Here is a 26,044-nt window from a genome sequence, read left to right as displayed (position 1 = left end):
CGCTGGGCACTGTAAATCCCAGCTCATCAAGCGGGACTCCCAACAACGCCTCAAGTACCGCCTGTTGGCCAGGATGCGGCAACGGCGGGCCGGGAGACTCCCATCTCCGGAGCTGACGCACACTCACTGCAGCGCGGACATGCATACGTTGCGCCATGTCGAGGAACGCTGCGACGAAGCTCTCTTGCGTGTACCCAGCTGCCTTCCTCAATCCGGCAAGCGATCGTTCCGCCACATGACCCCCCGTAGTCGGAGACCTCAGCCAAGCCCAAACGTCCGGTGAAACGTCCGGCCGCTCAGACCCCACGCGTCATCTCGAGCCGGTGAACTAGGAATACCTCGCTGGCAGATCGAGCACCAGAGAGGGGCCAATCGGACCACCCGAGGGAGTGACCTCGATGTCTCCACCCAGCACGCTGTCAGCAGTCTCAGGCGTCGACAGTGAACAGCCTCACTGCACTCCAGCAATCACCGGCGGCGAGGCCACTGATGATGAGCGCGTCGCACCGGCGATCGTCCGCCTCCCCTACCAGTCGGAGTCGGTGGCAGCTGCGCGCCGGTTCGTCGGCGCGCAGCTGCGCGAATGGGGGCTGGACGACGTGGTGGACGACGCCGCCGTGATCGTCAGCGAGTTGGCCACCAACTCCCTCAGGACCGGCTGCCACACCCGTATGCTCGTCGGCCTCCGCCATCCGGCCGACCACATCGTCCGCATCCTCGTCGGTGACGGCTCCAGGACGATGCCCGTGATGCTCCAGGCCGGGCCCGACGCGACGTCCGGCCGGGGCCTGGCCTTGGTCCACCGGCTCACCCGCGGCCGCTGGGGCGTCGCCCTCCTCCCGCACGGCAAGGTCGTCCACGCCGACCTCGCGATTCCCCGGTGAACTCACCACCCCCGCACGACGATCCCAACGCCGCGCCAGCGCCGCCACCCACCCCCGACCCCCCGCAGGTCTGGGCCGCCTACGGCGTCTCCGCCGCAGCCGGGCTGCACATCGTCGTCGCGGCCCTCGCACTGATCAACCGCTCCCACTGATGAACTCCCGTCCGCGCCGCCGACCCGGCGGCGCGGACGGACCACCCTGAACGAGGAGATGCAGCACAGATGACCACCGCACCCTGGGGCACCACCCGCATGGGCCCGTACCCCCACCCCGGACCGGCCCCCACCCTCACGCCCGTGATCGACCCCGAGACGCAGATCGCCATGTTCCTGGACGAGCACGGCCGCACGGTCGAGTTGGGCGCGCACGGCACCAGCACCAGCGGGCTCACGCCCACCACCACCTCGCCCGGTGACGGGGCCGGGCCCGGCGGAGCCACCGATGCCGACAGCACCGAGTCCTACGACCAGGACCAGAGTTCCGGCTGATGAACAACCGGAGCAGGTCGGTCCTAGTGCTGACCAATCCCCTGGACGTGACAGCGGACGCGGTCCTGCGGATCCTCGCGGAACGCCGCATCCCGGTGGTCCGCCTTGATCCCGGCACCGACCTGCACACGGGTGCCTCGCTGACCGCCGCGTACCGCACGGGCGACCAGCGGGGCACCCTGAGCACCGCCACCCGTGAACTGAACCTCTCCCAAGTCCGGTCCGTCTGGGTTCGCCGGGCCTCGCCCTACAAGGGCCCGCCCGACCTGGACGGGCAGGACCGCCGGTTCGCCACCTCGCAGTGCCTCTGGGGTGCGGGCGGCATCCTCGCGTCGCTTCCCGACGCGCAGTACGTGAATTACCCGTGGGCCAACCGCGCCGCCGAGCACAAGCCGGCGCAGCTGGCCGCCGCGCAACGGCTCGGGTTCCTGGTCCCCGACACGGTGATCACGAACAGCGTGCAGGAGGCACAGGAGTTCGTGGCGTCGCAAGCCTCGGGGGCGGTCTACAAACCACTCTGGAACACCCCCTACTCGGTCGACGGGCAGCCTCACGCCGTATGGGTGCGTGAAGTGTCCGGCAGCGAACTCACCGCAGCGATCGGCGCGTGCCCGCACATGTTCCAGGCGAAGGTGCCCAAGGCCTTCGACGTCCGGGTGACCGCCGTCGGCGACCGCACGTTCGGCGTCCGGATCGACAGCCCCGATCTCGACTGGCGTCGACGCCAGGACCGGATGACGTGCACACGGATCGACGTCCCCGAACCGGTTACCCGTTCGATCGACGCATTCCTCCACCAACTCCGTTTGGTGTACGGAGCGTTCGACTTCGCCGTGACTCTCTCCGGGGACTGGTACTTCCTTGAGTGCAACCCGAACGGCCAGTGGGCCTGGCAGCCGGACGAGACCACCAGGGCGATCGCCCGCGCCATCGCCGACCAACTAGCGAAAGGCACCACCGCATGAGCACATCGGAACAGCTCCGCGCCGCCATGGTGGACGCGTTCACCGGGGAGGACGCGATCACCGATCCGGCATGGGACAGTGCCGCCCGGTCGGTCCCCCGAGAACTGTTCACAGGATCGTTCTTCCTTCCGGTCTCGGGAGGCTCCGCCTACCGGCCCGTGTTCAAGGGCGACCCCGGCTGGCTGGAGCACGTCTACTCGAACGAAACCCTCGTCACCCAACTCGACGGACACACCCGCCCCGAGGACGTGACCGACGGCACCGCGACCGGAGCCCCGACCTCGTCGTCCACCCTGCCGTCCCTGGTCCTGCGCATGTGGCACCAACTCGACACCGAGGCCGGGCACCGGGTCCTGGAGATCGGCACCGGAACCGGCTACTCGACCGCCCTCGGCACACACCGGCTCGGCGACGGCAACCTCACCAGCATCGAGTACGACCCCCGGGTCGGCGAGGCCGCCGCGGCCGCCCTCAAGGCCGCCGGCCACTCGCCGCGCCTGATCATCGGCGACGGGCTACTCGGTGACCCGGACGGAGAACCGTACGACCGCCTCATCGCCACCTGCGCGGTCCGCTACGTCCCGCCCCCGTGGCTGCACCAGGTGAAGCCCGGCGGCCGGATCCTGGTCACCCTGTCCGGCTGGTCCTTCGGCTTCGGTCTCGCCCTCCTCGACGTGACCGGCCCCGGAGAAGCCACCGGCCGCTTCCTGCCCGGCTACACCAGCTTCATGATCGCCCGCCCCCACGACCGGCCGCCCCGCCAGAGCCTGTCGCTGCTCCCCGGCGACGAACGCCCGACCCGGATCGACCCCGAGACCATCAGCACCTGGACCGGCAGCTGGGTCGCGCAGCTCGCGGCTCCCTCCGCCGAGCGGATGGGAGCCGGCGCGCACCAGATCCTCTCCGACGTGGCCACCGGCTCCCAGGCCCGGACCGCCCCCACCCCCGACGGTGGCTGGACCGTCGTCCAGCGCGGCCCGCTCCGCCTCTGGGACCAGGTGGAAATCGCCGTCGAGACCTGGCAGGACGCGGGCGAGCCGCACCAGGAGGGCTTCGGCATCACCATTTCGCCGTCGGGCCAGCGCGTCTGGATCAGCCACGAGAACGGCCCGGGCTGGAACCTCCCCATCTGAAACGGCGAACGGCCCGGCTCCCCCACCTGGGGGAGCCGGGCCGTTCGCCGTACCAAGCCGTACCAGCGGTCCTCAGCCGCCGAGCTGGATGCCGGCCATCCGCTTCCACTCGTACGGGCCGGTCCTCACCTTCAGCCCCAGCTCGCCCTCGAAGTTCTCGTGCAGGGTCAGACCCGCCAGCTCCGCGGCGCGGCGGCCGACGGCGTAGGTCGGGGCCACCTGGTCGCCCCAGGCGCCGTCCGCGCCGACCACGACGATGCGGGTGGCCACGTCGCCGACGTACTCGACGACCGCGTCGGCGCTGCCGCCGTGCTGCCGGGCGAAGCTGGTCAGGTGCTTGGCGATGCGCTTGGCGCGGCGCTCGGTGCGGGCGTCCGGCGCGGCGGCGGTGGCGGTCTCTGCGCTGCTCATGCCCGCATGCTACCCACCGGTAGAGAAGCTGGCGACGGGAGCGCCCTGTGCACCGGGACACATACTCGGAGCATGACGTTCAAAGGCTGGCCGGCCGAGGCCCTCGACTTCTACGAGCACCTCGAAGCCGACAACTCCAAGACCTTCTGGCAGGCCCACAGGGAGCAGTACGACGACGCCGTGCGGGCCCCGATGGAGCTGCTGCTCGCCGAGCTGGAGCCGGAGTTCGGGCAGGGCAAGATCTTCCGCCCCAACCGCGACGTCCGGTTCTCCGCCGACAAGTCCCCGTACAAGACCCACATCGGCGCCCACCTGGAGACCGGCGGCTACATCCAGCTCTCCGCCGACGGCCTGGCCTGCGGCAACGGCATGTACCAGCTCGCCCCCGACCAGCTGGACCGCTACCGCGCCGCCGTCGCCGAGGACGTCGGCGGCGCCGAGCTGCTGCGGGTGATCGCCGCCGTCGAGAAGGCCGGCCCGCAGGTGCACGGCCGGGACAGCCTCAAGTCCGCCCCGCGCGGCTACCCCAAGGACCACCCGCGGATCGAGCTGCTGCGCCACAAGGGCCTGGTCGCCTGGCAGGAGTGGGAGCCCGCGAAGTGGCTCGGCACCCGGACCGCCCACACCCGGATCGCCGGCTTCCTGCGCGCCTCCCAGCCGCTCCGCGACTGGCTGGACGGCCACGTCGGCCCGTCGGAACTACCGGGTCGCTGAACACGGAAGAGCCCCGGTCCACCAGGACCGGGGCTCTTCCTGCGAGGAACGGGCCCTACTTCACGAACGGGTCGATCGCGCACACCACGAACAGCAGCGACAGGTAGGTGATCGACCAGTGGAACAGCCGCATCTCCTTCAGCTTCGCGCCGACGATCCCGGCCTTGGCCCGCCCGTACAGCGCGTGCGCCTCGCGCAGCCAGAACCCGCCGAGCAGCACCGCGACGACGGGGTACAGCCAGCTCATGTGCCCGAGCGGCCATACCGCCAGCGACACCGCGACCATCACCCAGGAGTAGGCGACGACCTGCTTGCCGACCGCGACGTTGCCCTTGACGACCGGCAGCATCGGCACGCCGGCCCGCTCGTAGTCGTCGCGCACCTTCATCGACAGCACCCAGGTGTGCGGCGGGGTCCAGAAGAACACCACCAGGAACAGCGCGACCGCCGCCCAGGAGACCGAGTTCGTCACCGAGGACCAGCCGATCAGCACCGGCATGCAGCCGGCGATGCCGCCCCAGACGATGTTCTGCGAGGTGCGCCGCTTGAGCCCGAGCGTGTAGACGAACACGTAGAACAGCAGCGCGCCGAGCGCCAGTCCGGCGGAGAGCCAGTTGACGCCGAAGCCGAGCAGCAGGGTGGAGAGGACACCGAGCGTGATGCCGAAGACCAGCGCCTCGCGCGGGGAGACCATCCCGGTGACGATCGGTCGCCGCTCGGTGCGGGTCATCAGCGCGTCGATGTCGCGGTCGATGTACATGTTGAGGGCGTTGGCGCCGCCCGCCGACAGGTAACCGCCGACCACGACCTTCAGCACCAGCAGCATGTTCGGCACGCCCTGCTGGGCCAGGAACATCACCGGCACCGTGCTCATCAGCAGCAGCTCGATGATCCGCGGCTTGGTCAGTGCGACGAACGCGCCGACACGGGCCCCGATCGGCCGGTGCGCAGGAGTCGCCCCGGTGACCCCGGCGGGACGGGTTTCGACGGCGGTCACTAACACCCCAACTGAAGATGAATCCTCGCAGGCGTCCATAGGAACGAAGGGTCCCGAATCGTCCGCTCTGCGCGTACCACGCCACCTTAGACGCTCCATATATCCCATCCGGCTCCGGGGTCCCCCGGCGAGGCGGATCCCGCGCGACCGGCTGAGCCGACCGGGTGACGCCCCGGAACGGCCGCGGAACGGGCCCGGCGGGTCCCGCGCAACCCGTCCCGACCACCCGGGCGGCGCGCACCGCCGAACCGGGAGAGTCTGGACAAAACATGTCAGAACGCCCTAGTGGGAATCAGCATGCGGAAATCCCGGTTGTCCCGGCACGGAGGGTGAGCCCCGGCCCGGGCGGTAGGCTCGCACGGAGAAGCGGGATCTACCCTCCGTGACCGGCACCAACCACAGTCGGGCCCACAGCGCCGTGGCCGACCCGGTCCCCATTCACGGGGTCACTCTTCACAATGGAAGGAGCCCTGAGACAGGGTGAGCACTGCGCCGAAGAACGCATTCGAGTGGAGCGACCTGGACGAGCGCACGGTTGACACGGCGCGGGTCCTGGCGATGGACGCTGTCCAGAAGGTCGGTAACGGGCACCCCGGGACGGCCATGTCGCTGGCCCCCGCCGCGTACCTGATCTTCCAGCGCTTCCTGCGCCACGACCCGACCGACCCGGCCTGGGTCGGCCGCGACCGCTTCGTCCTCTCCCCCGGGCACACCAGCCTGACCCTCTACACCCAGCTGTACTTCTCCGGCTACGGCCTGGAGCTGGACGACCTCAAGGCCTTCCGCGTGGCCGGCAGCCGCACCCCGGGCCACCCGGAGCACGGCCACACCGCCGGCGTCGAGACCACCACCGGCCCGCTCGGCCAGGGCATCGCCAACGCCGTGGGCATGGCGATGGCCGCCCGCTACGAGCGCGGCCTGTTCGACCCGGAGGCGTCGGCCGGGGAGTCCCCCTTCGACCACACCATCTGGGCCATCGTCTCCGACGGCGACCTGGAGGAGGGCATCTCCGCCGAGGCGTCCTCGCTGGCCGGCCACCAGAAGCTGGGCAACCTGGTCGCCGTGTACGACGACAACCACATCTCGATCGAGGGCGACACCGAGACCGCCTTCTCCGAGGACGTCCTCAAGCGCTACGAGGCCTACGGCTGGCACGTGCAGCGCGTCACCCCGAAGGCCAACGGCGACATCGACGTCGAGGCCCTCGCCGGTGCGCTGGAGGCGGCCAAGGCCGAGACCTCCCGGCCGTCGCTGATCGCGATGCGGACGATCATCGCCTGGCCGGCCCCGGACGCCCAGAACACCGCCAAGGCCCACGGCTCCGCGCTCGGTGCCGCCGAGATCGCCGCCACCAAGAAGGTCCTGGGCTTCGACCCGGAGAAGACCTTCGAGGTCAGCGACCAGGTCATCGAGCACGCCCGCCAGGTCATCAAGCGCGGCAAGGCCGCCCGCGACCAGTGGCAGCAGGGCTTCGACGCCTGGCGCGCCGCCGACGCCCACCGGGCCGCCGAGTTCGACCGCATCCAGGCCGGCGAACTGCCCGAGGGCTGGAAGAAGGCCATCCCCTCCTTCCCGGCCGGCAAGGACGTCGCCACCCGCAAGGCCTCCGGCGAGACCCTCAAGGCGCTCGGCGCGGTGATCCCGGAGCTGTGGGGCGGCTCGGCCGACCTCGCGGAGTCCAACCTCACCACGATCGACGAGGACAGCTCCTTCCTCCCCGAGGGCAACCCGCTGAAGTCCGCCAGCCCGTACGGCCGGACGATCCACTTCGGCATCCGCGAGCACGCCATGGGCTCGACCATGAACGGCATCGCGCTGCACGGGAAGACCCGCGTGTACGGCGGCACCTTCCTGGTCTTCGCCGACTACATGCGCCCGGCCGTCCGCCTGGCCGCGCTGATGAAGCTGCCGGTCACCTACGTCTGGACGCACGACTCGATCGGCCTCGGCGAGGACGGCCCGACCCACCAGCCGGTCGAGCACATGGCCTCGCTGCGCGCCATCCCGGGCCTGAGCATGGTCCGCCCGGCCGACGCCAACGAGACCGCCGTCGCCTGGCGCACCGTCATCGAGCGCCAGACCACCCACCCCGGCCCGGTCGGCCTGGCGCTCACCCGCCAGAACGTCCCGACCTTCGACCGCGAGGTCTTCGCCTCCGCCGAGGGCACCGCCAAGGGCGCGTACGTGCTGGCCGAGGCCGGCAACGGCGACCCGCAGCTGATCCTGCTGGGCACCGGCTCCGAGGTCCAGCTGGCCGTCCAGGCCCGCGAGGTGCTGGAGGCCGAGGGCATCGCCACCCGGGTGGTCTCCGTCCCGTCCTTCGAGTGGTTCCAGGAGCAGGACCAGGCCTACCGCGACAGCGTGCTGCCGCCGTCGGTGAAGGCCCGGGTCTCGGTCGAGGCCGGCATCGCCCAGGGCTGGCGCGAGCTGGTCGGCGACCACGGCCGGATCGTGTCGCTGGAGCACTTCGGCGCCTCCGCCGACTACAAGGTGCTGTTCGAGGAGTTCGGCCTGACCGCCGAGCGCGTGGTGGCCGAGGCGCACAACGCCCTGCGCTCCCTCGAAGCCGTCAACCGCTAAGCGCGTCCGGGCCGCGTGCCCGCCCGCACGCGGGCACGCGGCCCCTCTGACTACCCCACGAAGCAGAAGAAAAAGGGACTGAGCACCATGACTGACGCACTGAAGCGCCTCAGCGACGAAGGCGTTGCGATCTGGCTGGACGACCTCAGCCGGACGCGGCTGAACTCCGGCAACCTGGCCGAGCTGGTGCAGAACAAGCACGTGGTGGGCGTGACCACCAACCCGACCATCTTCCAGAAGGCGATCGCCGGCAGCGGCGACACCTCCTACGACAGCCAGCTGCGCGACCTGGCCGTCCGCAAGGTCACCACCGACGAGGCGATCCGCATGATCACCACCTCGGACGTGCGCGACGCGGCGGACGTGCTGCGCCCGGTCTACGACGCCTCCAACGGCCGCGACGGCCGGGTCTCCATCGAGGTCGACCCGCGCCTGGCGCACGAGACCGCCCCCACCGTGGCCGAGGCCAAGCAGCTGTGGTGGCTGGTCGACCGCCCGAACGTCCTGATCAAGATCCCCGCCACCAAGGCCGGCCTGCCCGCCATCGCCGAGGTCATCGGCCTGGGCATCAGCGTCAACGTCACGCTGATCTTCTCGCTGGAGCGCTACAAGGCCGTCATCGACGCCTACCTGACCGGTCTGGAGACCGCCAAGGCCAAGGGCCTGGACCTCTCCCAGATCGAGTCGGTCGCCTCCTTCTTCGTGTCCCGCGTGGACACCGAGATCGACAAGCGCCTGGACAAGATCGGCGGCGACGCCCGGAACCTGCGCTCCAAGGCCGCCCTGGCCAACGCCCGCCTCGCCTACCAGGCGTACGAGGAGGTCTTCGGCTCGGTCGACGGCAAGACCGCCGGCAGCGCCCGCTGGCGTGCCCTGGAGGCCGCCGGCGCCAAGCCGCAGCGCCCGCTGTGGGCCTCCACCGGCGTCAAGGACCCGGCCCTGCCGGACACCCTGTACGTCACCGAGCTGGTCGCCCCCGGCACCGTCAACACCATGCCCGAGGCCACCCTGGACGCCACCGGCGACCACGGCGTGATCACCGGCAACACCATCGTCCCCAACTACGCCGACGCCAAGGCCGTCCTCGAGGCCATCGCGGCCGCCAGCGTGGACTACGACGACGTGGTCCAGGTGCTGGAGGACGAGGGCGTCCAGAAGTTCGAGCAGTCCTGGCAGGAGCTGCTCGACACCGTCACCGCCTCGCTGGCCACCTTCGCCGGCGAGAAGTGACCCCCGCTCACACAGCCAGCGCACGAAAGCGGAGCACACCAAGTGAGCACTGATTTCCCTGAGTTGACATCGGATTCGGACGCGGACGATCTCCCGCCCACCCCCGTCAACCCGCTTCGTGACCCTTCCGACCGGCGGCTCCCGCGCATCGCGGGGCCGTCCGGCCTGGTCATCTTCGGGGTCACCGGCGACCTGTCCCGCAAGAAGCTGATGCCGGCCATCTACGACCTGGCCAACCGCGGTCTGCTGCCGCCGGGCTTCTCGCTGGTCGGCTTCGCCCGCCGCGAGTGGGACGACGAGGACTTCGCCAAGGAGGTCCACGACGCCGTCCGGGACCACGCCCGCACCCCGTTCCGGGAGGAGGTCTGGCAGCAGCTCGCCAAGGGCATGCGCTTCGTGCACGGCACCTTCGACGACGACGAGGCCTTCGACAAGCTGCGCGAGACCATCGAGGAACTGGACAAGGCCCAGGGCACCGGCGGCAACTTCGCCTTCTACCTGTCCGTCCCGCCGAAGTTCTTCCCGACCGTCGTCCAGCAGCTCAAGAAGCACGGCCTGGCCGACCCGCCCTCCTCGCCCGCCAACGGGCAGGAGGGGCCCAGCAGGACTTCCTGGCGCCGCGCCGTCATCGAGAAGCCCTTCGGCCACGACCTGGAGAGCGCCCAGGAGCTCAACAAGGTCGTCCACGAGGTCTTCCCCCGGGACGAGGTCTTCCGGATCGACCACTACCTGGGCAAGGAGACGGTCCAGAACATCCTGGCGCTGCGCTTCGCCAACCAGATGTTCGAGCCGATCTGGAACCGGTCGTACGTCGACCACGTGCAGATCACCATGGCCGAGGACATCGGCATCGGCGGCCGGGCCGGCTACTACGACGGCATCGGCTCCGCCCGTGACGTCATCCAGAACCACCTGCTCCAGCTGATGGCGCTCACCGCCATCGAGGAGCCGGCGTCCTTCCACCCCAAGGCGCTGGTGGCCGAGAAGCTCAAGGTGCTCAGCGCCGTCAAGCTCCCGGCCGACCTCGGCCGGCACACCGTGCGCGGCCAGTACGCGGCCGGCTGGCAGGGCGGCGAGGAGGTGGTCGGCTACCTGGACGAGGACGGCATCGACCCGGACTCCAAGACCGACACCTACGCGGCCATCAAGCTGGAGATCAACAACCGCCGCTGGGCGGGCGTCCCGTTCTACCTGCGCACCGGCAAGCGCCTGGGCCGCCGGGTGACCGAGATCGCGGTGGTCTTCCAGCGCGCCCCGTACCTGCCGTTCGACTCCTACGCGACCGAGGAGCTGGGGCAGAACGCCCTGGTCATCCGGGTCCAGCCGGACGAGGGCGTGACGGTGCGGTTCGGCTCCAAGGTGCCGGGCACCTCCTTCGAGGTCCGGGACGTCACGATGGACTTCGCCTACGGCGAGTCCTTCACCGAGTCCAGCCCGGAGGCGTACGAGCGGCTCATCCTCGACGTGCTGCTCGGCGACGCCAACCTGTTCCCGCGCCACCAGGAGGTCGAGCTCTCCTGGCAGATCCTCGACCCGATCGAGAAGTACTGGGACGCCCACGGCAAGCCCGCCCAGTACGCGGCGGGCACCTGGGGCCCGGCCGAGGCGGACGAGATGCTCGCACGAGACGGCAGGAGCTGGCGCCGGCCATGAAGATCGACCTCACCAACACGACGTCCAGCAAGATCAACGCCGCGCTGATGGAGGCGCGCCGGGCCAGCGGCTCCACCGCCGCCGGCATGGTGCTCACCCTGGTGATCGTGACCGACGAGGGCAGCGCCTACGACGCCCTCAAGGCCGCCAACGAGGCCTCCCACGAGCACCCGATGCGCACCCTCGCGGTGATCAAGCGCGCCGGGCGCTCGCCCCGGGCCCGCGCCGAGACCCGGCTGGACGCCGAGATCCTGGTCGGCTCGGACGCCGGCTCCGGAGAAACGGTCATCCTGCGCATGCACGGCGAACTCGCCTCGCACGCCCAGTCGGTGGTCCTGCCGCTGCTGCTGCCGGACGCCCCGACCGTGGTCTGGTGGCCGGACAACGCGCCGCAGCACCCGGCGCAGGACCCGCTGGGCGCGCTCGCCCAGCGCCGGATCACCGACGCCGTCACCGCCGAGTCCCCGGTCGGCCAGCTCGCCCAGCGGGCCCAGAGCTACACCCCGGGCGACACCGACCTGGCCTGGACCCGGATCACCGGCTGGCGCTCGATGCTGGCCGCCGCGCTGGACCAGCGGCCGTCCGCCATCACCTCGGTGATGGTCGAGGGCGAGTCCTACAACCCCAGCGTCGAGCTGCTCGGCCTGTGGCTGCTCAACCGGCTGAACGTGCCGGTCGAGCGGGTCGTCACCGGCGGCCCCGGCATCACCGCGGTGCACCTGCGCACCAAGGACGGGGACATCACCCTGGACCGCCCGGACGGCCTGATGGGCACGCTCTGCATGCCCGGCTCGCCGGACCGCCAGGTGGCGCTCAAGCGGCGCGAGACCTCGGAGCTGATCGCCGAGGAACTGCGCCGACTGGACCCGGACGACATCTACTCGACGGCCGTGCGCACGCCCGTCGACCGGCTGCGCGAACCGGTCGAGGCCGACCGGGGCGCCGCCGAGCAGGCCGCGGCCGGACCGGCGGCGGCCGCCTCGGTGGGCGAGGCCGCGGCCGCGGCCGCCGACGCCGCGGTGGCCAACCCGGCCCGGGTGACCACCGAGAACGCGGAGAAGTCCACCGCGAAGAAGGCCTCGGGCAAGCGCGCCGCCAAGGGCAGCGCATGACCGCCGCGACCCCGCAGCTGGTCGTCCACCGGGACAAGGAGCTGATGGCCCAGGCGGCCGCGGCCCGGCTGATCACCCGGATCGTGGACGCCCAGGCGGCCCGCGGCACCGCCTCGGTGGTGCTCACCGGCGGCCGCAACGGCAACGCCCTGCTGGCCGCGATCGCCGCCTCCCCGGCGCGCGACGCGGTCGACTGGGGCCGGCTGGACCTCTGGTGGGGCGACGAGCGCTTCGTCTCCGCCGCCGACCCGGACCGCAACGCCGTCCAGGCCCGCGCCGAACTGCTGGACACCGTCCCGCTGGACCCGGCGCGGGTGCACGAGATGCCCGCCTCGGACGGGGTGGACGGCTCGGACGTGGAGGCCGCCGCGGCCCGCTACGCACAGGAGCTGGCCAAGGCCGCCGGGCCGGGCGACCGGCTCGGCGTCCCGGCCTTCGACGTGCTGCTGCTCGGCGTCGGCCCGGACACCCACGTGGCCTCGCTCTTCCCGGAGCACCCGGGCGTGCGGGAGACCGAGCTGACCGTGATCGGCGTGCGCGGGGCCCCCAAGCCCCCGCCGACCCGGATCTCGCTCACCCTCCCGGCGATCCGGGCGGCCCGCGAGGTCTGGCTGCTGGCCGCCGGCGAGGACAAGGCGGGCGCGGTCGCACTGGCCCTGTCCGGCCCCGGCGAGCTGCAGGCCCCGGCCTCCGGCGCGTACGGCCGCAGCCGCACCCTGTGGCTGCTGGACCGCGCCGCCGCGGAGCGGATCCCCCCGCAGCTGTACCCGCCGGCCTCGGCCTGAGGCCCGACCGGCCCGGCAGCGGGAGACGAACACCGAAGGGCGCCACCGTCGATGACGGTGGCGCCCTTTCCGCAGGTCTGACGTCCTACGGCCCTCCGGTCAGATCTCGCCGCGCAGCTTGGCCAGCGCCTCGGCGAGGATCGCCTCGCCGTCGGCGTCGGTGCGCCGCTCCCGGACGTAGGCGAGGTGGGTCTTGTACGGCTCGTTGCGGGAGGGCGCCGGCGGGTTGTGCTCGTCCTGTCCGGCCGGGAAACCGCAGCGCGGGCAGTCCCAGGTGTCCGGGATGACGGCTTCGGCGGCGAAGCTGGGGCGGGTCTCGTGCTTGTTGGCGCACCAGAAGGAGATCCTGTTGCGCGGAGCGGACTCACCGCGCTCCGCCTCCCCCATCGGGCCTGCCCCGACCCTGCTCCCACGGATGGCGTTGCCACTTGCCACGGTCTGACTCCCTGCGTGCTGGTGCGCCGACCCGCCGCGGTGCGCGTCGGTGGCGAAAGTCGTCCTAGTGTAAGCAGGACTTAAGCATCCGCCACCATCGCCTCCGCCCCCGACCGTCCCAGGATAGGCGCTCGGGCGACGGGGCGTCAGGCTTGTGTCAGCTCTTGTACTTCAGGATCAGGCCCAGCACCATGATGCAGGCGAACCACCCCAGGCCGACCACGATGGTGATGCGGTCGAGGTTGCGCTCGGCCACCGCCGAACCGCCGCCGGTGGACATCGCGCCACCGCCGAACATGTCGGAAAGACCGCCGCCCTTCCCCTTGTGCAGCAGCACCAACAGGATCATCAGCGCACTGAAGATGATCAGGGCAATCGAGAACCCGAGAACCACGACGGGACCAACTCTCTCGTATCTTCGCGAAGGGGCCGGGCCGCGTACGGCGGTCCGGCCCCAAAGCCTACGTTGCTGCGGCGGCGTTAGCCTACTGCCTGCTCACGGTAGCGCACGATCTTGACGAACTCGTCGGCGTCCAGCGAGGCACCGCCGATCAGGCCGCCGTCGATGTCGGGCTTGGCCATCAGACCGGCCGCGCTCGACGACTTGACCGAACCGCCGTACAGCACACGGACCTTGTCGGCCAGCTCGGCGGAGTACAGCTCGGCGAGCCGGGCCCGGATGGCGGCGCAGACCTCCTGCGCGTCCTCCGGGGTGGCCACCTCGCCGGTGCCGATCGCCCAGACCGGCTCGTACGCGACCACGATCGACTCGGCCTGGTCCGCCGGGACGCCCTCCAGGGCGCCGTCCAGCTGGGCCAGGGTGTGCTCGACGTGGGTGCCGGCCTTGCGGACCTCCAGCGGCTCGCCGATGCACAGGATCGGGGTGACCCCGGCCCGGTAGGCGGCCTTGACCTTGGCGTTGACGATCTCCTCGTTCTCGCCGTGGTACTGGCGGCGCTCCGAGTGGCCGATCACCGCGTAGGTGCACTGGAGCTTGGCCAGCATCGGGCCGGAGACCTCACCGGTGTACGCCCCGCCGTCGTGCTGCGAGATGTCCTGCGAGCCGTACTTGATCTTCAGCTTGTCGCCGAAGACCAGGGTCTGCACCGAGCGCAGGTCGGTGAACGGGACCAGGACGGCGACCTCGACGGCCGCGTAGTCCTTGTCGGCCAGCGCGAAGGCCAGCTTCTGGGTGTGCTGGATGGCCTCGAGGTGGTTGAGGTTCATCTTCCAGTTGCCCGCCATCAGCGGGAGACGCTCAGTCATGCTTTCAGCCTTCCAGTGCGGCGAGACCGGGGAGGGTCTTGCCCTCCAGGTACTCGAGGCTCGCGCCACCGCCGGTCGAGATGTGCCCGAACTTCGTCTCGTCGAAGCCCAGGATGCGGACGGCGGCGGCGGAGTCGCCGCCACCGACCACGGTGAACGCGGCGCTGTCGAGCAGCGCCTGGGCGACGGCCTTGGTGCCGTTCGCGTAGTCCGGGTGCTCGAAGACGCCCATCGGGCCGTTCCAGAACACCGTGCCCGCGTCGGCCAGCTTCGCCGCGTACAGCTCGCGGGTCTTCGGGCCGATGTCCAGGCCCTCCTGGTCGGCCGGGATCTTGTCCGCGTCGACGGTCTCGAAGGTCGCCGGGGTCTTGCCCTTGAGGTCCGGGAAGTCGGCCGAGACCAGGACGTCCACGGGCAGGACGAACTCGACGCCCCGCTTCTGCGCCCGGTCCAGGTACTCCAGGACGGTCGGGATCTGGTCCTCCTGCAGCAGCGAGATGCCGACCTCGTGGCCCTGGGCCTTGAGGAAGGTGTACGCCATGCCGCCGCCGATCAGGATCCGGTCGGCCTTCTCCAGCAGGTTGTCGATCACACCGAGCTTGTCGGAGACCTTGGCGCCGCCGAGCACGACCACGTACGGCCGGGCGACCTCCTCGGTGAGCTTCTTCAGCACGCCGACCTCGGTGGCGATCAGGTCGCCGGCGGCGTGCGGCAGCAGCGCCGGCAGGTCGTACACCGAGGCGTGCTTGCGGTGCACCGCGCCGAAGCCGTCGCCGACGTACAGGTCGGCCAGGCCGGCCAGCTGCTCGGCGAAGGCCTTGCGCTCGGCGTCGTCCTTGCTGGTCTCGCCGGCGTTGAAGCGCAGGTTCTCCAGCAGCGCGACCTCGCCGTCGGCCAGCCCGGCGACGGCGGCCTCGGCGCTGTCACCGACGGTGTCGGTGGCGAAGGCGACGTCCCGGCCGAGGATCTCGCCGAGGCGGACGGCGACCGGCGCGAGCGAGAACTTCGGGTCCGGCTCGCCCTTGGGGCGGCCGAGGTGGGAGGCGACGACGACCCTGGCGCCGCGCTCGACGAGCTTGGCGATGGTCGGCGCGACGGCGCGGATCCGGCCGTCGTCGGTGATCGTGGTGCCGTCCAGCGGGACGTTCAGGTCGGCGCGTACGAAGACGCGCTTGCCGGCGACGTCCAGGTCTTCGATGGTCTTCACGGGTTCTTCGGTCTCCTGGGGAGATGGTTGATGCGCAGAGGCGGCACGGCGCAGGGGCCGCCTGAGAAGTCCTTGCACGCAGAGCGAGGGCCCGGTCGGCACGTTGCGCCGTCCGGGCCCTCGCCCCTACATCACGTCAGCTCCCACTGCGTCAGAGCTGGCCACCGACGATGGCGACCAGGTCGACGACGCGGTTCGAGTAGCCCCACTCGTTGTCGTACCAGCCGAGCACCTTGACCTGGTTGCCCTGGACCATGGTGAGCTGCGAGTCGAAGATGCACGAGTGCGGGTCGTTCACGATGTCCGAGGAGACGATCGGGTCCTCGGTGTAGGCCAGGATGCCCTTGAGCGGGCCCTCCTGCGCGGCCTTCTGGAAGGCCGCGTTGACCTCGTCCTTGGTGACCTCGCGCTCCAGGGTGACGACCAGGTCGGTGATGGAGCCGGTCGGGACCGGGACGCGCAGCGAGGTGCCGTCCAGCTTGCCCTTCAGCTCCGGCAGGACCAGGGCGGTCGCCTTGGCGGCACCGGTCGAGGTCGGGATGATGTTCTGGCTCGCCGCACGAGCACGGCGCAGGTCCTTGTGCGGGAAGTCCAGGGTGACCTGGTCGTTGGTGAACGCGTGGACGGTGGTCATCAGACCCTTGACGATGCCGAAGCTCTCGTTCAGCACCTTCGCCATCGGCGCCACGCAGTTGGTGGTGCAGGAGGCGTTGGAGATGATGTGGTGCGCGGCGGCGTCGTACTTCTCGTCGTTGACACCCAGGACGACGGTGATGTCCTCGTCGGTCGCGGGGGCCGAGATGATGACCTTCTTGGCACCGGCGGCGAGGTGCTTCTTCGCGGCCTCGGCCTTGGTGAAGATGCCGGTGGACTCGACGACGATGTCGGCGCCCAGGGCGGCCCACGGCAGGTTGGCCGGGTCACGCTCGGCGGTCACCTTGAAGGTGTGGCCGTCGACGGTGATGCTGTCCTCGGTGTGCGAGACCTCGCCCGGGAAGGTACCCAGGGTGGTGTCGTACTTGAGCAGGTGAGCCAGGGTCTTCGTGTCGGTGAGGTCGTTGACACCGACGATCTCGATGTCCGCACCCTGGGCCTTGACGGCGCGGAAGAAGTTGCGGCCGATGCGGCCGAAGCCGTTGATGCCTACCCGGATCGTCACGAACCGATCTCCTCGTTAGGTACGCCGGCGCTGAGCCGACGGGGATGAGATTTGGGAAGTCCCCGACCGCCTACGACCCTACCTCTCCCGACCCTGGGAGGGCACATCGCGCCACCTGGCAAGACCTGGCGTGGCGCACTTCCGGGCCCTCCGGCCTTGCCCGCCCGGGCCGTTGGTCCTGGTCAAGTGGTCTTGACCAATTTCGCCTTTCGCCCCCGCCCCGGAACGCCGACGGCCGGTGCCCCGGAATCCGGACACCGGCCGCTGCTCGGAGTCGATCAGTTGAGCGCCATCTCGTCGGTCAGGTTGGCCTCGGTGCTCGGCAGGCCCAGCTCCGCCGCCCGCTTGTCGGCCATCGCCAGCAGCCGGCGGATCCGGCCGGCCACCGCGTCCTTGGTCAGCGGCGGGTCGGCGAGCGCGCCCAGCTCCTCCAGCGAGGCCTGCTTGTGCTGCATCCGCAGCTGGCCGGCCGCGGCCAGGTGCTCGGGCACCTCCTCGCCGAGGATCTCCAGCGCGCGGGCCACCCGGGCCCCGGCCGCCACCGCGGCCCGGGCCGAGCGGCGCAGGTTGGCGTCGTCGAAGTTGGCGAGCCGGTTGGCGGTGGCCCGCACCTCGCGCCGCATCCGGCGCTCCTCCCAGGCGAGCACCGACTCGTGCGCCCCCAGCCGGGTCAGCAGCGCGCCGATCGCGTCACCGTCGCGGATGACCACCCGGTCCACCCCGCGCACCTCGCGGGCCTTGGCCGGGATGCCGAGCCGGCGGGCCGCGCCGACCAGCGCCAGCGCCGCCTCGGAGCCGGGGCAGGTGATCTCCAGCGAGGAGGAGCGACCCGGTTCGGTGAGCGAGCCGTGCGCCAGGAAGGCCCCGCGCCAGGCCGCCTCGGCGTCACAGGTGGCCCCGGAGACCACCGCCGGGGGCAGCCCCCGGATCGGGCGGCCGCGGCCGTCCACCAGGCCGGTCTGGCGGGCCAGCAGCTCGCCGTCCTTGACCACCCGGACGACGAAGCGGCTGCCGCGCCGCAGCCCGCCGGGCGCCATCACGACCAGGTCGGAGGAGTGCCCGAAGATCTCCAGCAGGTCCTTGCGCAGCCGCCGTGCCGCCGCCCCGGTGTCCAGCTCCGCCTCGATCACGATGCGGCCGCTCACGATGTGCAGTCCGCCCGCGAACCGCAGGATCGCCGACACCTCCGCCTTGCGACAGCAGGCCCGGGTGACCGGGAGCCGGCTGATCTCGTCCTTCACCGCTGGAGTCATCGCCATGGCCCGATCCTTCCATGTGTCCGGAAAATCCGGTCGTACGCGGCCGCCAACAGCTCGGGGTCGTGTCGCGGGGTGCCGTCGGTACGGGCCACCGTGCCGAGCACCAGAGCGGCACCCATCCGTTCGGCGGCCTTCTCCAGACCGGCCAGGTCCGCCTGGCCGAAAGCGCCGCCCGTGACGGCACGCTCGTCCACCAGGATCGCATCCACCGCGAGGTCGGGGGCGTGGTCGGCGATGACCTCCAGGTGACGCTGCGGGGTGAAGCCCTCGGTCTCGCCGGGCTGGGGGGCCAGGTTCAGGGTCAGCAGCCGGCGGGCGCGGGTCTCCGTCAGCGCCTTGGCCAGCTCGGGCACCAGCAGGTGCGGCAGCACGCTGGTGAACCAGGAGCCCGGGCCGAGCACCACCCAGTCCGCCTCCCGCACGGCCGTGACCGCCTCCGGGACGGCCGGCGGGCCGTCCGGCAGCAGCCGGATCGACTGCACGGTGCCGGGGGTGGCCGCCACGCTGGCCTGGCCGCGGACGGCCGCGACCTCGGCCGGGCGGGCCGGGTCGTGGCCGCGCACGACCGCCTCGATGTCCAGCGGCACCGCCGACATCGGCAGCACCCGGCCCTGGACGTTCAGCAGCCGGCCGACCCAGTCCAGCGCCGTCACCGGGTCGCCCAGCTTCTCCCAGAGCGCGACGATCAGCAGGTTGCCGACCGCGTGGCCGCCCAGCTCGCCGTTGCCGGTGAAGCGCTGCTGGATCACCTCGGACCAGGTGCGGCCCCAGTCGTCGTCCCCGCAGAGTGCGGCCAGCGCCTTGCGCAGGTCCCCGGGCGGCAGGACGCCCAGTTCCTCGCGCAGCCGCCCGCTGGAGCCGCCGTCGTCGGCGACGGTGACCACCGCGGTGAGGTCGCTGGTGAGCCGGCGCAGCGCGGACAGCGAGGCGGACAGGCCCTGCCCGCCGCCGAGCGCGGTGATCCTCGGGGCCGGATTGGCCCGGGCGGGACTGCTGCGCGGACGGCTCGGCGACGGACTGCCCGCCCGTTCACCGGTCCTGCTCTGCGGCTGCCGACCGGGCACGTATCCCGCCACACATCACCTCGCGTTCTCGGCCCCGCCACCGGCTCCGCCGGCGGCCCGGCAGGGAAGGCGGCGGTTACTCCCGACCCATGTCACGGTGGACGAGCACCGTCTCGACTCCGTCGGCGATGAGACGCTTGGTCAGACGCTCGGACATGGCGACGCTACGGTGCTTGCCACCGGTGCAGCCTACGGCAAGCGTCATGTAGCGCTTCCCCTCCCGCCGGTACCCCTCGGTGACGATGCGCAGCAGCTGGGCGTAACCGTCCAGGAACTCGTTGGCCCCGGGCTGCTGGAACACGTAGTCGGCGACGTCCGCGTCGGTGCCGGTGCGGGCCCGCAGCTCGGGCACCCAGTGCGGGTTGGGCAGGAAGCGGCAGTCCACCACGAGGTCGGCGTCGACCGGCAGGCCGTACTTGAAGCCGAAGGACATCACGGTGGCGCGCAGCTCGGGCTCGTCGTGGTCGGCGAACTGGGCGTCCAGCTTGGCGCGCAGCTGGTGCACGTTGAGGTTGGAGGTGTCGATCACCAGGTCGGCCTCGCCGCGCAGGTCGCGCAGCAGGTCGCGCTCCTGGGCGATGCCGTCCACGATCCGGCCGTCGGCCTGCAGCGGGTGCGGGCGGCGGACGCTCTCGAAGCGGCGGACCAGGGCGTCGTCGGAGGAGTCCAGGAAGACCACCTGGAGCCGGACGCCGCGCTTCTCCAGCTCGTCCAGCGAGGTGAGCAGGTCGTCGAAGAACTGGCGGCCGCGGACGTCCACGACCACGCCGATCCTGGCGACGTTGCCCTGGGAGCGGGCGCCCAGGTCGACCATGGTGGGGATCAGGGCCGGCGGCAGGTTGTCCACCACGAACCAGCCCAGGTCCTCCAGGCACTTCGCGGCGGTGGAGCGGCCGGCTCCGGACATGCCGGAGATGATCACCAGCTCCGGCGCGTTCTCGGCCACGTCTGACACGGTCACTTCGGTTCCCCGCTCTCGGTCTTTCTGCTGGGGAGAACGCACACGGCACGGCCGCCCTTCCCCGGCCCGGACAGGCGGGCGGGGTCGGGGCGCGCCGACAGACGGGCGGCGTCGGCCGTCATGGCGTCTCCTGGGATGGTGCGGTCTGGGGTGCTGCGGCCATCGGCTCGGCCGCCTCGTCGGCCCCGTCCTCGATGATCTCGCCGGTCGCGGTGTTGACCGCGGGTGCGGCGGGTGTACGGGACGACAACGCCGCCGCAACAGTCTCCGCGGTGCGGCGCCCGATGCCGGGTACCTCGCAGATCTCGTCGACGGTGGCGGCCCGGAGCTTCTTCAGCGAGCCGAAGTGCTTGAGCAGCGCCCGGCGGCGAGTCTCGCCGAGGCCCGGGACGGAGTCCAGTTCCCCGGCGGTGAGTCGCTTGGAACGCTTGGCGCGCTGGTAGCCGATCGCGAAGCGGTGGGCCTCGTCGCGCACCCGCTGGAGCAGGTAGAGGCCCTCGCTGGAGCGGGGCAGCACGACCGGGTCGTCCTCGCCGGGCAGCCAGACCTCCTCCAGGCGCTTGGCCAGGCCGCACAGCGCGACGTCGTCGATGCCGAGTTCCGCCAGCGCGCGCTGGGCGGCGGCGACCTGCGGCTGGCCGCCGTCGACCACCAGCAGCTGCGGCGGGTAGGCGAAGCGCTTGGGGCGGCCGTCCTCGGTGCGCGGGCCGTCGGCCGGGTGGTCCTCGTCGGGCTCCTCCGGGACGGCCCACTCGCCGGTCTGCTCGCGCTCCTGGAGGTAGCGGCGGAAGCGGCGGCTGATCACCTCGTGCATCGAGCGGACGTCGTCCTGGCCCGCGAAGCCCTTGATCTGGAAGCGCCGGTACTCGCTCTTGCGGGCCAGGCCGTCCTCGAAGACCACCATCGAGGCGACCACGTCCTCGCCCTGGAGGTGGGAGATGTCGTAGCACTCGATGCGCAACGGGACGGAGTCCAGCTCCAGGGCGTCGGCGATCTCCTGGAGGGCGCGGCTGCGGGTGGTGAGGTCGGAGGCGCGCTTGGTCTTGTGCAGGGCGAGCGCCTGTTGGGCGTTGCGCTGCACGGTGGCCATCAGGTCCTTCTTGTCGCCGCGCTGCGGGATCCGCAGGTCGACCTGGCTGCCGCGCAGTTCGCTGAGCCACTCCCTTATCGGGGCGGCCGGTTCGGGCAGCGCGGGGACGAGCACCTCGCGCGGGACGGACTCGTTGCGCTCCTCGGAGGTGGCACCGCCGTAGAGCTGCTGGAGGGCGTGCTCCACCAGTCCGGCGGTGTCCACGTCCTCGACCTTGTCGGTGACCCAGCCGCGCTGGCCGCGCACCCGGCCGCCGCGGACGTGGAAGATCTGGACGGCCGCCTCCAGTTCGTCCTCGGCGACGGCCAGCAGGTCGGCGTCGGTGGCGTCGGCGAGCACGATGGCGTTCTTCTCCATCGCGCGCTTGAGGGCGCCGATGTCGTCCCGCAGCCGGGCCGCCTTCTCGTACTCCAGGTCCGCGGCGGCCTCCTGCATCTGCTCTTCCAGCCGGCGCAGGTAGTTGCCGGTGCGCCCGGCCATGAAGTCGCAGAAGTCCTCGGCCAGCGCCCGGTGTTCGTCCGCGGAGACCTTGCCGACGCAGGGCGCGGCGCACTTGCCGATGTAGCCGAGCAGACAGGGGCGGCCGACCTGCCGGGCGCGCTTGAACACGCCGTTGGAGCAGGTGCGGACGGGGAAGACGCGCAGCAGCAGGTCGACCGTCTCGCGGATCGCCCAGGCGTGCCCGTACGGCCCGAAGTAGCGCACGCCCTTCTTGTGCGCCCCGCGCATCACCTGGACCCGCGGGTACTCCTCGTTCAGGGTGACGGCGAGTTCCGGATAGCTCTTGTCGTCGCGGTACTTGACGTTGAACCGCGGGTCGAACTCCTTGATCCAGGAGTACTCCAGCTGGAGCGCCTCGACCTCGGTGGCGACCACCGTCCACTCCACCGAGGCGGCAGTGGTGACCATGGTCGCGGTGCGCGGGTGCAGCCCGGCGAGGTCCTGGAAGTAGGAGGACAGCCGCGGCCGCAGGCTCTTGGCCTTGCCGACGTAGATGACCCGGCCGTGGGCGTCACGGAACTTGTAGACGCCCGGGGAGGTCGGGATCGCGCCCGGCGCCGGACGGTAGGTGCTCGGGTCAGCCATGGGTCCACCGTACCGAGTGCGGTCGGGGCCGTGCGGACGGGATCAGCGGGAAGACGATCAACTGCTTCAGCTCGGGGTCACCTTGAGGTTGCCGCCCTCGACCGTGACGGCGTAGGCGGGCAGCGGGCTGGGGGCCGGGCCGTCCTGCACCGCGCCGTCCGCGATGGCGAACCGGCTGCCGTGGCAGGGGCACTGGATCTGCTGGTTCTTCACCTGGTCGACGATGCAGCCGGCGTGGGTGCACTTGGCGCTGAAGGCCTTGTACTGGCCGGCGGCCGGCTGGGTCACCACGATCTTCTGCTCGCGGAACACCTTGCCGCCGCCCTCCGGGACCGCGGAGGCCGGGCCGAGGTCCACCGGGCCCTTGGCGGTGCTGCTCTTGTCCGAGGAGCCGGCCGAACCCGCCGAGGAGCTGCAGCCGCTGACCGCCACGGTGCCGCCGGCCGCCAGGACGGCCGCGGCGCCGCAGAGCAGCGTGCGGCGGGAGGTGGCGGGGCTGGTCTCGGGGGCCTCGGACATCGGTGTGCTCCTACGGTTGCTGCTGCGGCGAGGGACCACGGAAGTCTATGCGGCACGCGCCCCGCCGCTCCCGAGGAGTACCGGGAACGGCGGGGCGCGCCGGGGTCACTTCTTCGCCGCGGCGGCCCGCTTGCGCGGGGCCTTCTTGGCGGGCGCCTTGACCGGCGCGTCCGTGAAGCCGTCCGGCAGGATGTCCCGGAGGAACTTGCCGGTGTGGCTCTCCGGGACGGCCGCGATCTGCTCCGGGGTGCCCTCGGCGACCACCGTGCCGCCGCCGGAGCCGCCCTCGGGGCCCATGTCGACGACCCAGTCGGCGGTCTTGATCACATCGAGGTTGTGCTCGATCACGATCACCGTGTTGCCCTTGTCCACCAGCCCGCTGAGCACCTTGATCAGCTTGCTGATGTCCTCGAAGTGCAGGCCGGTGGTGGGCTCGTCCAGGACGTAGACCGTCCGCCCGGTGGAGCGCTTCTGCAGCTCGGAGGCGAGCTTGACGCGCTGCGCCTCGCCGCCGGAGAGCGTCGGCGCGGACTGGCCGAGCCGGACGTAGCCGAGGCCGACGTCGTTGAGCGTGCGCAGGTGGCGGGCGATCGCCGGGACGGCCTCGAAGAAGGCCAGCCCCTCCTCGATCGGCATGTCCAGCACCTCGGCGATGGACTTGCCCTTGTAGTGCACCTCCAGCGTCTCCCGGTTGTACCGGGCGCCGTGGCAGACCTCGCACGGGACGTAGACGTCCGGCAGGAAGTTCATCTCGATCTTGATGGTGCCGTCACCGGTGCAGTTCTCGCAACGGCCGCCCTTGACGTTGAAGGAGAACCGGCCGGGCAGGTAGCCCCGGACCTTGGCCTCCTGGGTCTCCGCGAAGAGCCGGCGGACGTGGTCGAACACCCCGGTGTAGGTGGCCGGGTTGGAGCGCGGGGTGCGGCCGATCGGCGACTGGTCGACGTGCACCACCTTGTCCACCAGGTCGGTGCCGGTGATCCGGGTGTGCCGGCCGGGCACGCTGCGGGCGCCGTTCAGCTCCCGGGCGAGGTGGGTGTACAGGATGTCGTTGACCAGCGTCGACTTGCCGGAGCCGGAGACGCCGGTGATCGCGGTGAGCGTCCCGAGCGGGAAGCCGACCGTGACGTCCTTGAGGTTGTGCTCGCGGGCGCCGTGCACCGTCAGCTGGCGCTTCTTGTCCCGGTCGCGGCGGGTGGCCGGGATCGGGATCGACCGCTTGCCGGAGAGGTACTGGCCGGTCAGCGACTCCTTGTTGGAGAGCAGCTGCTTCAGCGAACCGGAGTGCACCACCTTGCCGCCGTGCTCGCCGGCGCCCGGGCCGATGTCCACCACCCAGTCCGCGGTCTTGATGGTGTCCTCGTCGTGCTCGACCACGATCAGGGTGTTGCCGATGTCGCGCAGCCGCACCAGCGTCTCGATCAGCCGGTGGTTGTCCCGCTGGTGCAGGCCGATGGACGGCTCGTCCAGCACGTACAGCACGCCGACCAGGCCGGAGCCGATCTGGGTGGCCAGCCGGATGCGCTGGGCCTCGCCGCCGGACAGGGTGCCGGCCGCGCGGTCCAGGGAGAGGTAGTCCAGGCCGACGTCGACCAGGAAGCGCAGCCGCTCGTTGACCTCCTTGAGGACCCGCTCGGCGATCTGCTTGTCCCGGTCGTTGAGCCTCATCGCGCCCAGGAACTCGGCGCAGTCGCTGATCGACATCGACGAGACGTCGGCGATCGACTTCTCCTCGACGGTGACCGCGAGCACCACCGGCTTGAGCCGGGTGCCCCGGCAGGTCGGGCAGGGCACCTCGCGCATGTAGCCCTCGAAGCGCTCGCGGCTGCTGTCGCTCTCCGCCTCGGTGTGCCGGCGCTGGATGAACGGGACGGCGCCCTCGAAACCGGTGCTGTAGGAGCGCTCGCGGCCGAAGCGGTTGCGGTAGCGGACCTGCACCTGGTGCTTGTGCCCGTACATCAGCGCCTTCTTGGCGCGGGCCGGCAGCCCGGCCCAGGGGATGTCGGTGCGGAAGCCGAGCTCCTCGCCGAGCGCGTCGATCAGGCGCTGGAAGTACTCCTTGGCGTGCCCGGCCGACCACGGGTGGATCGCGCCCTCCGCCAGCGAGCGCTCCGGGTCCGGCACGACCAGCTCCGGGTCGACCTCCATCCGGTTGCCCAGGCCCGAGCAGTCCGGGCAGGCGCCGAACGGGGAGTTGAAGGAGAACGAGCGCGGCTCCAGCTCCTCGAACGACACGTCGTCGTACGGGCAGTAGAGGTGCTCGGAGTACATCCGCTCGCGCTCCGGGTCGTCCTCCGGGAGGTCGACGAAGTCGAGCACGACCATGCCGCCGGCCAGCCGCAGGGCCGTCTCCACCGAATCGGTGAGCCGCCGCTTGGCGCTCTCCTTGACGGTCAGGCGGTCGATGACCACCTCGACGGTGTGCTTCTCCTGCTTCTTGAGCTTCGGCGGCTCGGCGAGCTGGATCGTCTCGCCGTCGACCCGGGCGCGGGAGTAGCCCTTGGACTGGAGGTCGGCGAAGAGGTCGACGAACTCGCCCTTGCGCTCGCGCACCACCGGGCTGAGCACCTGGAACCGGGTGCCCTCGGCGAGCTCCAGCACCTTGTCGACGATCGCCTGCGGGGACTGCTTGGCGATCGGGCGCGCGCAGTGCGGGCAGTGCGGCTTGCCGATCCGGGCGAACAGCAGGCGCAGGTAGTCGTAGACCTCGGTGATCGTGCCGACGGTCGAACGGGGGTTGCGGTTGGTGGACTTCTGGTCGATCGAGACGGCCGGGGAGAGGCCCTCGATGAAGTCCACGTCGGGCTTGTCCATCTGCCCGAGGAACTGGCGGGCGTAGGACGACAGCGACTCGACGTAGCGGCGCTGGCCCTCGGCGAAGATCGTGTCGAAGGCGAGCGAGGACTTGCCGGAGCCGGAGAGGCCCGTGAAGACGATGAGGGAGTCGCGGGGCAGGTCGAGCGAGACGTTCTTGAGGTTGTGCTCGCGAGCACCGCGGACGATGAGGCGGTCGGCCACTGCTTCTGGCGCCTTTCTCCGGACGAGA

The 26,044-nt window shown here is 71.1% G+C and carries 24 protein-coding genes; 11 read left to right on the top strand and 13 right to left on the bottom strand.

Annotated features, from left to right (window positions below):
• Positions 1 to 398 precede the first annotated feature (398 nt).
• From AB0O91_RS04710 to tgmC, 5 genes are all read left to right on the top strand, one after another.
• Positions 399 to 884, top strand: coding sequence for an ATP-binding protein (locus AB0O91_RS04710; protein ID WP_363427839.1), 486 nt, complete (start codon positions 399 to 401; stop codon positions 882 to 884).
• A complete protein-coding gene (locus AB0O91_RS04705; RefSeq protein ID WP_363427837.1) occupies positions 881 to 1,036 on the top strand; it encodes a hypothetical protein in 156 nt (51 codons plus the stop codon). The genes AB0O91_RS04710 and AB0O91_RS04705 overlap by 4 nt, the downstream gene beginning before the upstream one ends.
• A gap of 69 nt (positions 1,037 to 1,105) precedes the next feature.
• Complete coding sequence (tgmA, locus tag AB0O91_RS04700; RefSeq protein WP_363427835.1) at positions 1,106 to 1,372, top strand: putative ATP-grasp-modified RiPP; 267 nt, start codon at positions 1,106 to 1,108, stop codon at positions 1,370 to 1,372.
• A complete protein-coding gene (gene tgmB, locus AB0O91_RS04695) occupies positions 1,372 to 2,337 on the top strand; it encodes an ATP-grasp ribosomal peptide maturase (protein WP_363427833.1) in 966 nt (321 codons plus the stop codon). The genes tgmA and tgmB overlap by 1 nt, the downstream gene beginning before the upstream one ends.
• Positions 2,334 to 3,470 carry an ATP-grasp peptide maturase system methyltransferase gene (gene tgmC, locus AB0O91_RS04690; protein WP_363427831.1) on the top strand — a complete coding sequence of 379 codons (1,137 nt, stop codon included), beginning with the start codon at positions 2,334 to 2,336 and terminating at the stop codon, positions 3,468 to 3,470. The genes tgmB and tgmC overlap by 4 nt, the downstream gene beginning before the upstream one ends.
• A 72-nt stretch (positions 3,471 to 3,542) precedes the next feature.
• On the opposite strand, the gene AB0O91_RS04685 is transcribed toward tgmC, so the two are convergent.
• On the bottom strand, positions 3,543 to 3,881 hold the full coding sequence (locus AB0O91_RS04685; protein WP_363427829.1) for a hypothetical protein: 339 nt from the start codon (positions 3,879 to 3,881) through the stop codon (positions 3,543 to 3,545).
• Between the two features lie 72 nt (positions 3,882 to 3,953).
• On the opposite strand from AB0O91_RS04685, the gene AB0O91_RS04680 reads away from it, so the two are divergent.
• A complete protein-coding gene (locus tag AB0O91_RS04680; RefSeq protein ID WP_363427827.1) occupies positions 3,954 to 4,595 on the top strand; it encodes a DUF2461 domain-containing protein in 642 nt (213 codons plus the stop codon).
• 55 nt (positions 4,596 to 4,650) lie between these two features.
• Here the strand turns inward: AB0O91_RS04680 and AB0O91_RS04675 are convergent, their stop codons facing one another.
• Complete coding sequence (locus AB0O91_RS04675) at positions 4,651 to 5,598, bottom strand: heme o synthase (protein ID WP_363427825.1); 948 nt, start codon at positions 5,596 to 5,598, stop codon at positions 4,651 to 4,653.
• Between the two features lie 474 nt (positions 5,599 to 6,072).
• Between AB0O91_RS04675 and tkt the strand changes: the two genes are divergently transcribed.
• The 5 genes from tkt (at position 6,073) to pgl (ending at position 12,952) form a co-directional block, all read left to right on the top strand.
• The gene (tkt, locus tag AB0O91_RS04670) at positions 6,073 to 8,172 is read left to right on the top strand and encodes a transketolase (RefSeq protein ID WP_363427823.1); all 2,100 of its coding nucleotides are present in this window, start codon (positions 6,073 to 6,075) and stop codon (positions 8,170 to 8,172) included.
• A gap of 87 nt (positions 8,173 to 8,259) precedes the next feature.
• Entirely contained in the window at positions 8,260 to 9,402 is a 1,143-nt protein-coding gene (gene tal / locus AB0O91_RS04665; protein WP_363427821.1) for a transaldolase, read from the top strand.
• Positions 9,403 to 9,465: 63 nt separating this feature from the next.
• Positions 9,466 to 11,055: a glucose-6-phosphate dehydrogenase gene (gene zwf / locus AB0O91_RS04660; RefSeq protein ID WP_363428197.1), complete on the top strand. Its 1,590-nt coding sequence runs from the start codon at positions 9,466 to 9,468 to the stop codon at positions 11,053 to 11,055.
• Positions 11,052 to 12,167 (top strand): glucose-6-phosphate dehydrogenase assembly protein OpcA, encoded by a 1,116-nt coding sequence (gene opcA / locus AB0O91_RS04655; protein WP_363427819.1) that lies wholly within the window; start codon positions 11,052 to 11,054, stop codon positions 12,165 to 12,167. The genes zwf and opcA overlap by 4 nt, the downstream gene beginning before the upstream one ends.
• The gene (pgl, locus tag AB0O91_RS04650; protein ID WP_363427817.1) at positions 12,164 to 12,952 is read left to right on the top strand and encodes a 6-phosphogluconolactonase; all 789 of its coding nucleotides are present in this window, start codon (positions 12,164 to 12,166) and stop codon (positions 12,950 to 12,952) included. Before opcA ends, pgl begins: the two co-directional genes overlap by 4 nt.
• A 99-nt stretch (positions 12,953 to 13,051) precedes the next feature.
• On the opposite strand, the gene AB0O91_RS04645 is transcribed toward pgl, so the two are convergent.
• From AB0O91_RS04645 to uvrA, 11 genes are all read right to left on the bottom strand, one after another.
• Positions 13,052 to 13,387 carry an RNA polymerase-binding protein RbpA gene (locus AB0O91_RS04645; RefSeq protein ID WP_035841977.1) on the bottom strand — a complete coding sequence of 112 codons (336 nt, stop codon included), beginning with the start codon at positions 13,385 to 13,387 and terminating at the stop codon, positions 13,052 to 13,054.
• Between the two features lie 157 nt (positions 13,388 to 13,544).
• Positions 13,545 to 13,781, bottom strand: coding sequence for a preprotein translocase subunit SecG (gene secG, locus AB0O91_RS04640; RefSeq protein ID WP_363427815.1), 237 nt, complete (start codon positions 13,779 to 13,781; stop codon positions 13,545 to 13,547).
• Between the two features lie 86 nt (positions 13,782 to 13,867).
• Entirely contained in the window at positions 13,868 to 14,653 is a 786-nt protein-coding gene (gene tpiA, locus AB0O91_RS04635; RefSeq protein WP_363427813.1) for a triose-phosphate isomerase, read from the bottom strand.
• A gap of 4 nt (positions 14,654 to 14,657) precedes the next feature.
• A complete protein-coding gene (locus AB0O91_RS04630; RefSeq protein WP_363427811.1) occupies positions 14,658 to 15,860 on the bottom strand; it encodes a phosphoglycerate kinase in 1,203 nt (400 codons plus the stop codon).
• A gap of 151 nt (positions 15,861 to 16,011) precedes the next feature.
• Entirely contained in the window at positions 16,012 to 17,019 is a 1,008-nt protein-coding gene (gene gap / locus AB0O91_RS04625; protein ID WP_363427809.1) for a type I glyceraldehyde-3-phosphate dehydrogenase, read from the bottom strand.
• A gap of 278 nt (positions 17,020 to 17,297) precedes the next feature.
• Positions 17,298 to 18,278 carry a DNA-binding protein WhiA gene (gene whiA, locus AB0O91_RS04620; RefSeq protein ID WP_030288283.1) on the bottom strand — a complete coding sequence of 327 codons (981 nt, stop codon included), beginning with the start codon at positions 18,276 to 18,278 and terminating at the stop codon, positions 17,298 to 17,300.
• Positions 18,269 to 19,240, bottom strand: coding sequence for a uridine diphosphate-N-acetylglucosamine-binding protein YvcK (yvcK, locus tag AB0O91_RS04615; RefSeq protein ID WP_363428195.1), 972 nt, complete (start codon positions 19,238 to 19,240; stop codon positions 18,269 to 18,271). The genes whiA and yvcK overlap by 10 nt, the downstream gene beginning before the upstream one ends.
• Before the next feature lie 178 nt (positions 19,241 to 19,418).
• Positions 19,419 to 20,303: an RNase adapter RapZ gene (gene rapZ / locus AB0O91_RS04610; protein ID WP_363427807.1), complete on the bottom strand. Its 885-nt coding sequence runs from the start codon at positions 20,301 to 20,303 to the stop codon at positions 19,419 to 19,421.
• Positions 20,304 to 20,421: 118 nt separating this feature from the next.
• A complete protein-coding gene (gene uvrC / locus AB0O91_RS04605; RefSeq protein ID WP_363427805.1) occupies positions 20,422 to 22,479 on the bottom strand; it encodes an excinuclease ABC subunit UvrC in 2,058 nt (685 codons plus the stop codon).
• Between the two features lie 66 nt (positions 22,480 to 22,545).
• Positions 22,546 to 22,998 carry a Rieske (2Fe-2S) protein gene (locus AB0O91_RS04600; protein ID WP_363427803.1) on the bottom strand — a complete coding sequence of 151 codons (453 nt, stop codon included), beginning with the start codon at positions 22,996 to 22,998 and terminating at the stop codon, positions 22,546 to 22,548.
• Positions 22,999 to 23,103: 105 nt separating this feature from the next.
• The gene (gene uvrA / locus AB0O91_RS04595; RefSeq protein ID WP_363427801.1) at positions 23,104 to 26,016 is read right to left on the bottom strand and encodes an excinuclease ABC subunit UvrA; all 2,913 of its coding nucleotides are present in this window, start codon (positions 26,014 to 26,016) and stop codon (positions 23,104 to 23,106) included.
• Positions 26,017 to 26,044: the final 28 nt, after the last annotated feature.

Origin of the sequence: Kitasatospora sp. NPDC089797 (genome assembly GCF_040684795.1) — a bacterium.
Lineage (GTDB): Bacteria > Actinomycetota > Actinomycetes > Streptomycetales > Streptomycetaceae > Kitasatospora.
The sequence above is the reverse complement of the archived record's forward strand: the minus strand, read 5'-3'. Positions and strand labels throughout refer to the sequence as shown.

What these genes read in the sequence shown, in the direction of transcription:
- AB0O91_RS04680 (WP_363427827.1), top strand. Translation starts at nt 3,954, where the DNA reads ATGACGTTCAAAGGCTGGCCGGCCGAGGCCCTCGACTTCTACGAGCAC.
- tal (WP_363427821.1), top strand. Translation starts at nt 8,260, where the DNA reads ATGACTGACGCACTGAAGCGCCTCAGCGACGAAGGCGTTGCGATCTGG.
- AB0O91_RS04600 (WP_363427803.1), bottom strand. Translation starts at nt 22,998, where the DNA reads ATGTCCGAGGCCCCCGAGACCAGCCCCGCCACCTCCCGCCGCACGCTG.
- opcA (WP_363427819.1), top strand. Translation starts at nt 11,052, where the DNA reads ATGAAGATCGACCTCACCAACACGACGTCCAGCAAGATCAACGCCGCG.
- tgmA (WP_363427835.1), top strand. Translation starts at nt 1,106, where the DNA reads ATGACCACCGCACCCTGGGGCACCACCCGCATGGGCCCGTACCCCCAC.
- uvrC (WP_363427805.1), bottom strand. Translation starts at nt 22,479, where the DNA reads ATGGCTGACCCGAGCACCTACCGTCCGGCGCCGGGCGCGATCCCGACC.
- AB0O91_RS04710 (WP_363427839.1), top strand. Translation starts at nt 399, where the DNA reads ATGTCTCCACCCAGCACGCTGTCAGCAGTCTCAGGCGTCGACAGTGAA.
- AB0O91_RS04685 (WP_363427829.1), bottom strand. Translation starts at nt 3,881, where the DNA reads ATGAGCAGCGCAGAGACCGCCACCGCCGCCGCGCCGGACGCCCGCACC.
- tgmB (WP_363427833.1), top strand. Translation starts at nt 1,372, where the DNA reads ATGAACAACCGGAGCAGGTCGGTCCTAGTGCTGACCAATCCCCTGGAC.
- tpiA (WP_363427813.1), bottom strand. Translation starts at nt 14,653, where the DNA reads ATGACTGAGCGTCTCCCGCTGATGGCGGGCAACTGGAAGATGAACCTC.
- whiA (WP_030288283.1), bottom strand. Translation starts at nt 18,278, where the DNA reads ATGGCGATGACTCCAGCGGTGAAGGACGAGATCAGCCGGCTCCCGGTC.
- pgl (WP_363427817.1), top strand. Translation starts at nt 12,164, where the DNA reads ATGACCGCCGCGACCCCGCAGCTGGTCGTCCACCGGGACAAGGAGCTG.
- tgmC (WP_363427831.1), top strand. Translation starts at nt 2,334, where the DNA reads ATGAGCACATCGGAACAGCTCCGCGCCGCCATGGTGGACGCGTTCACC.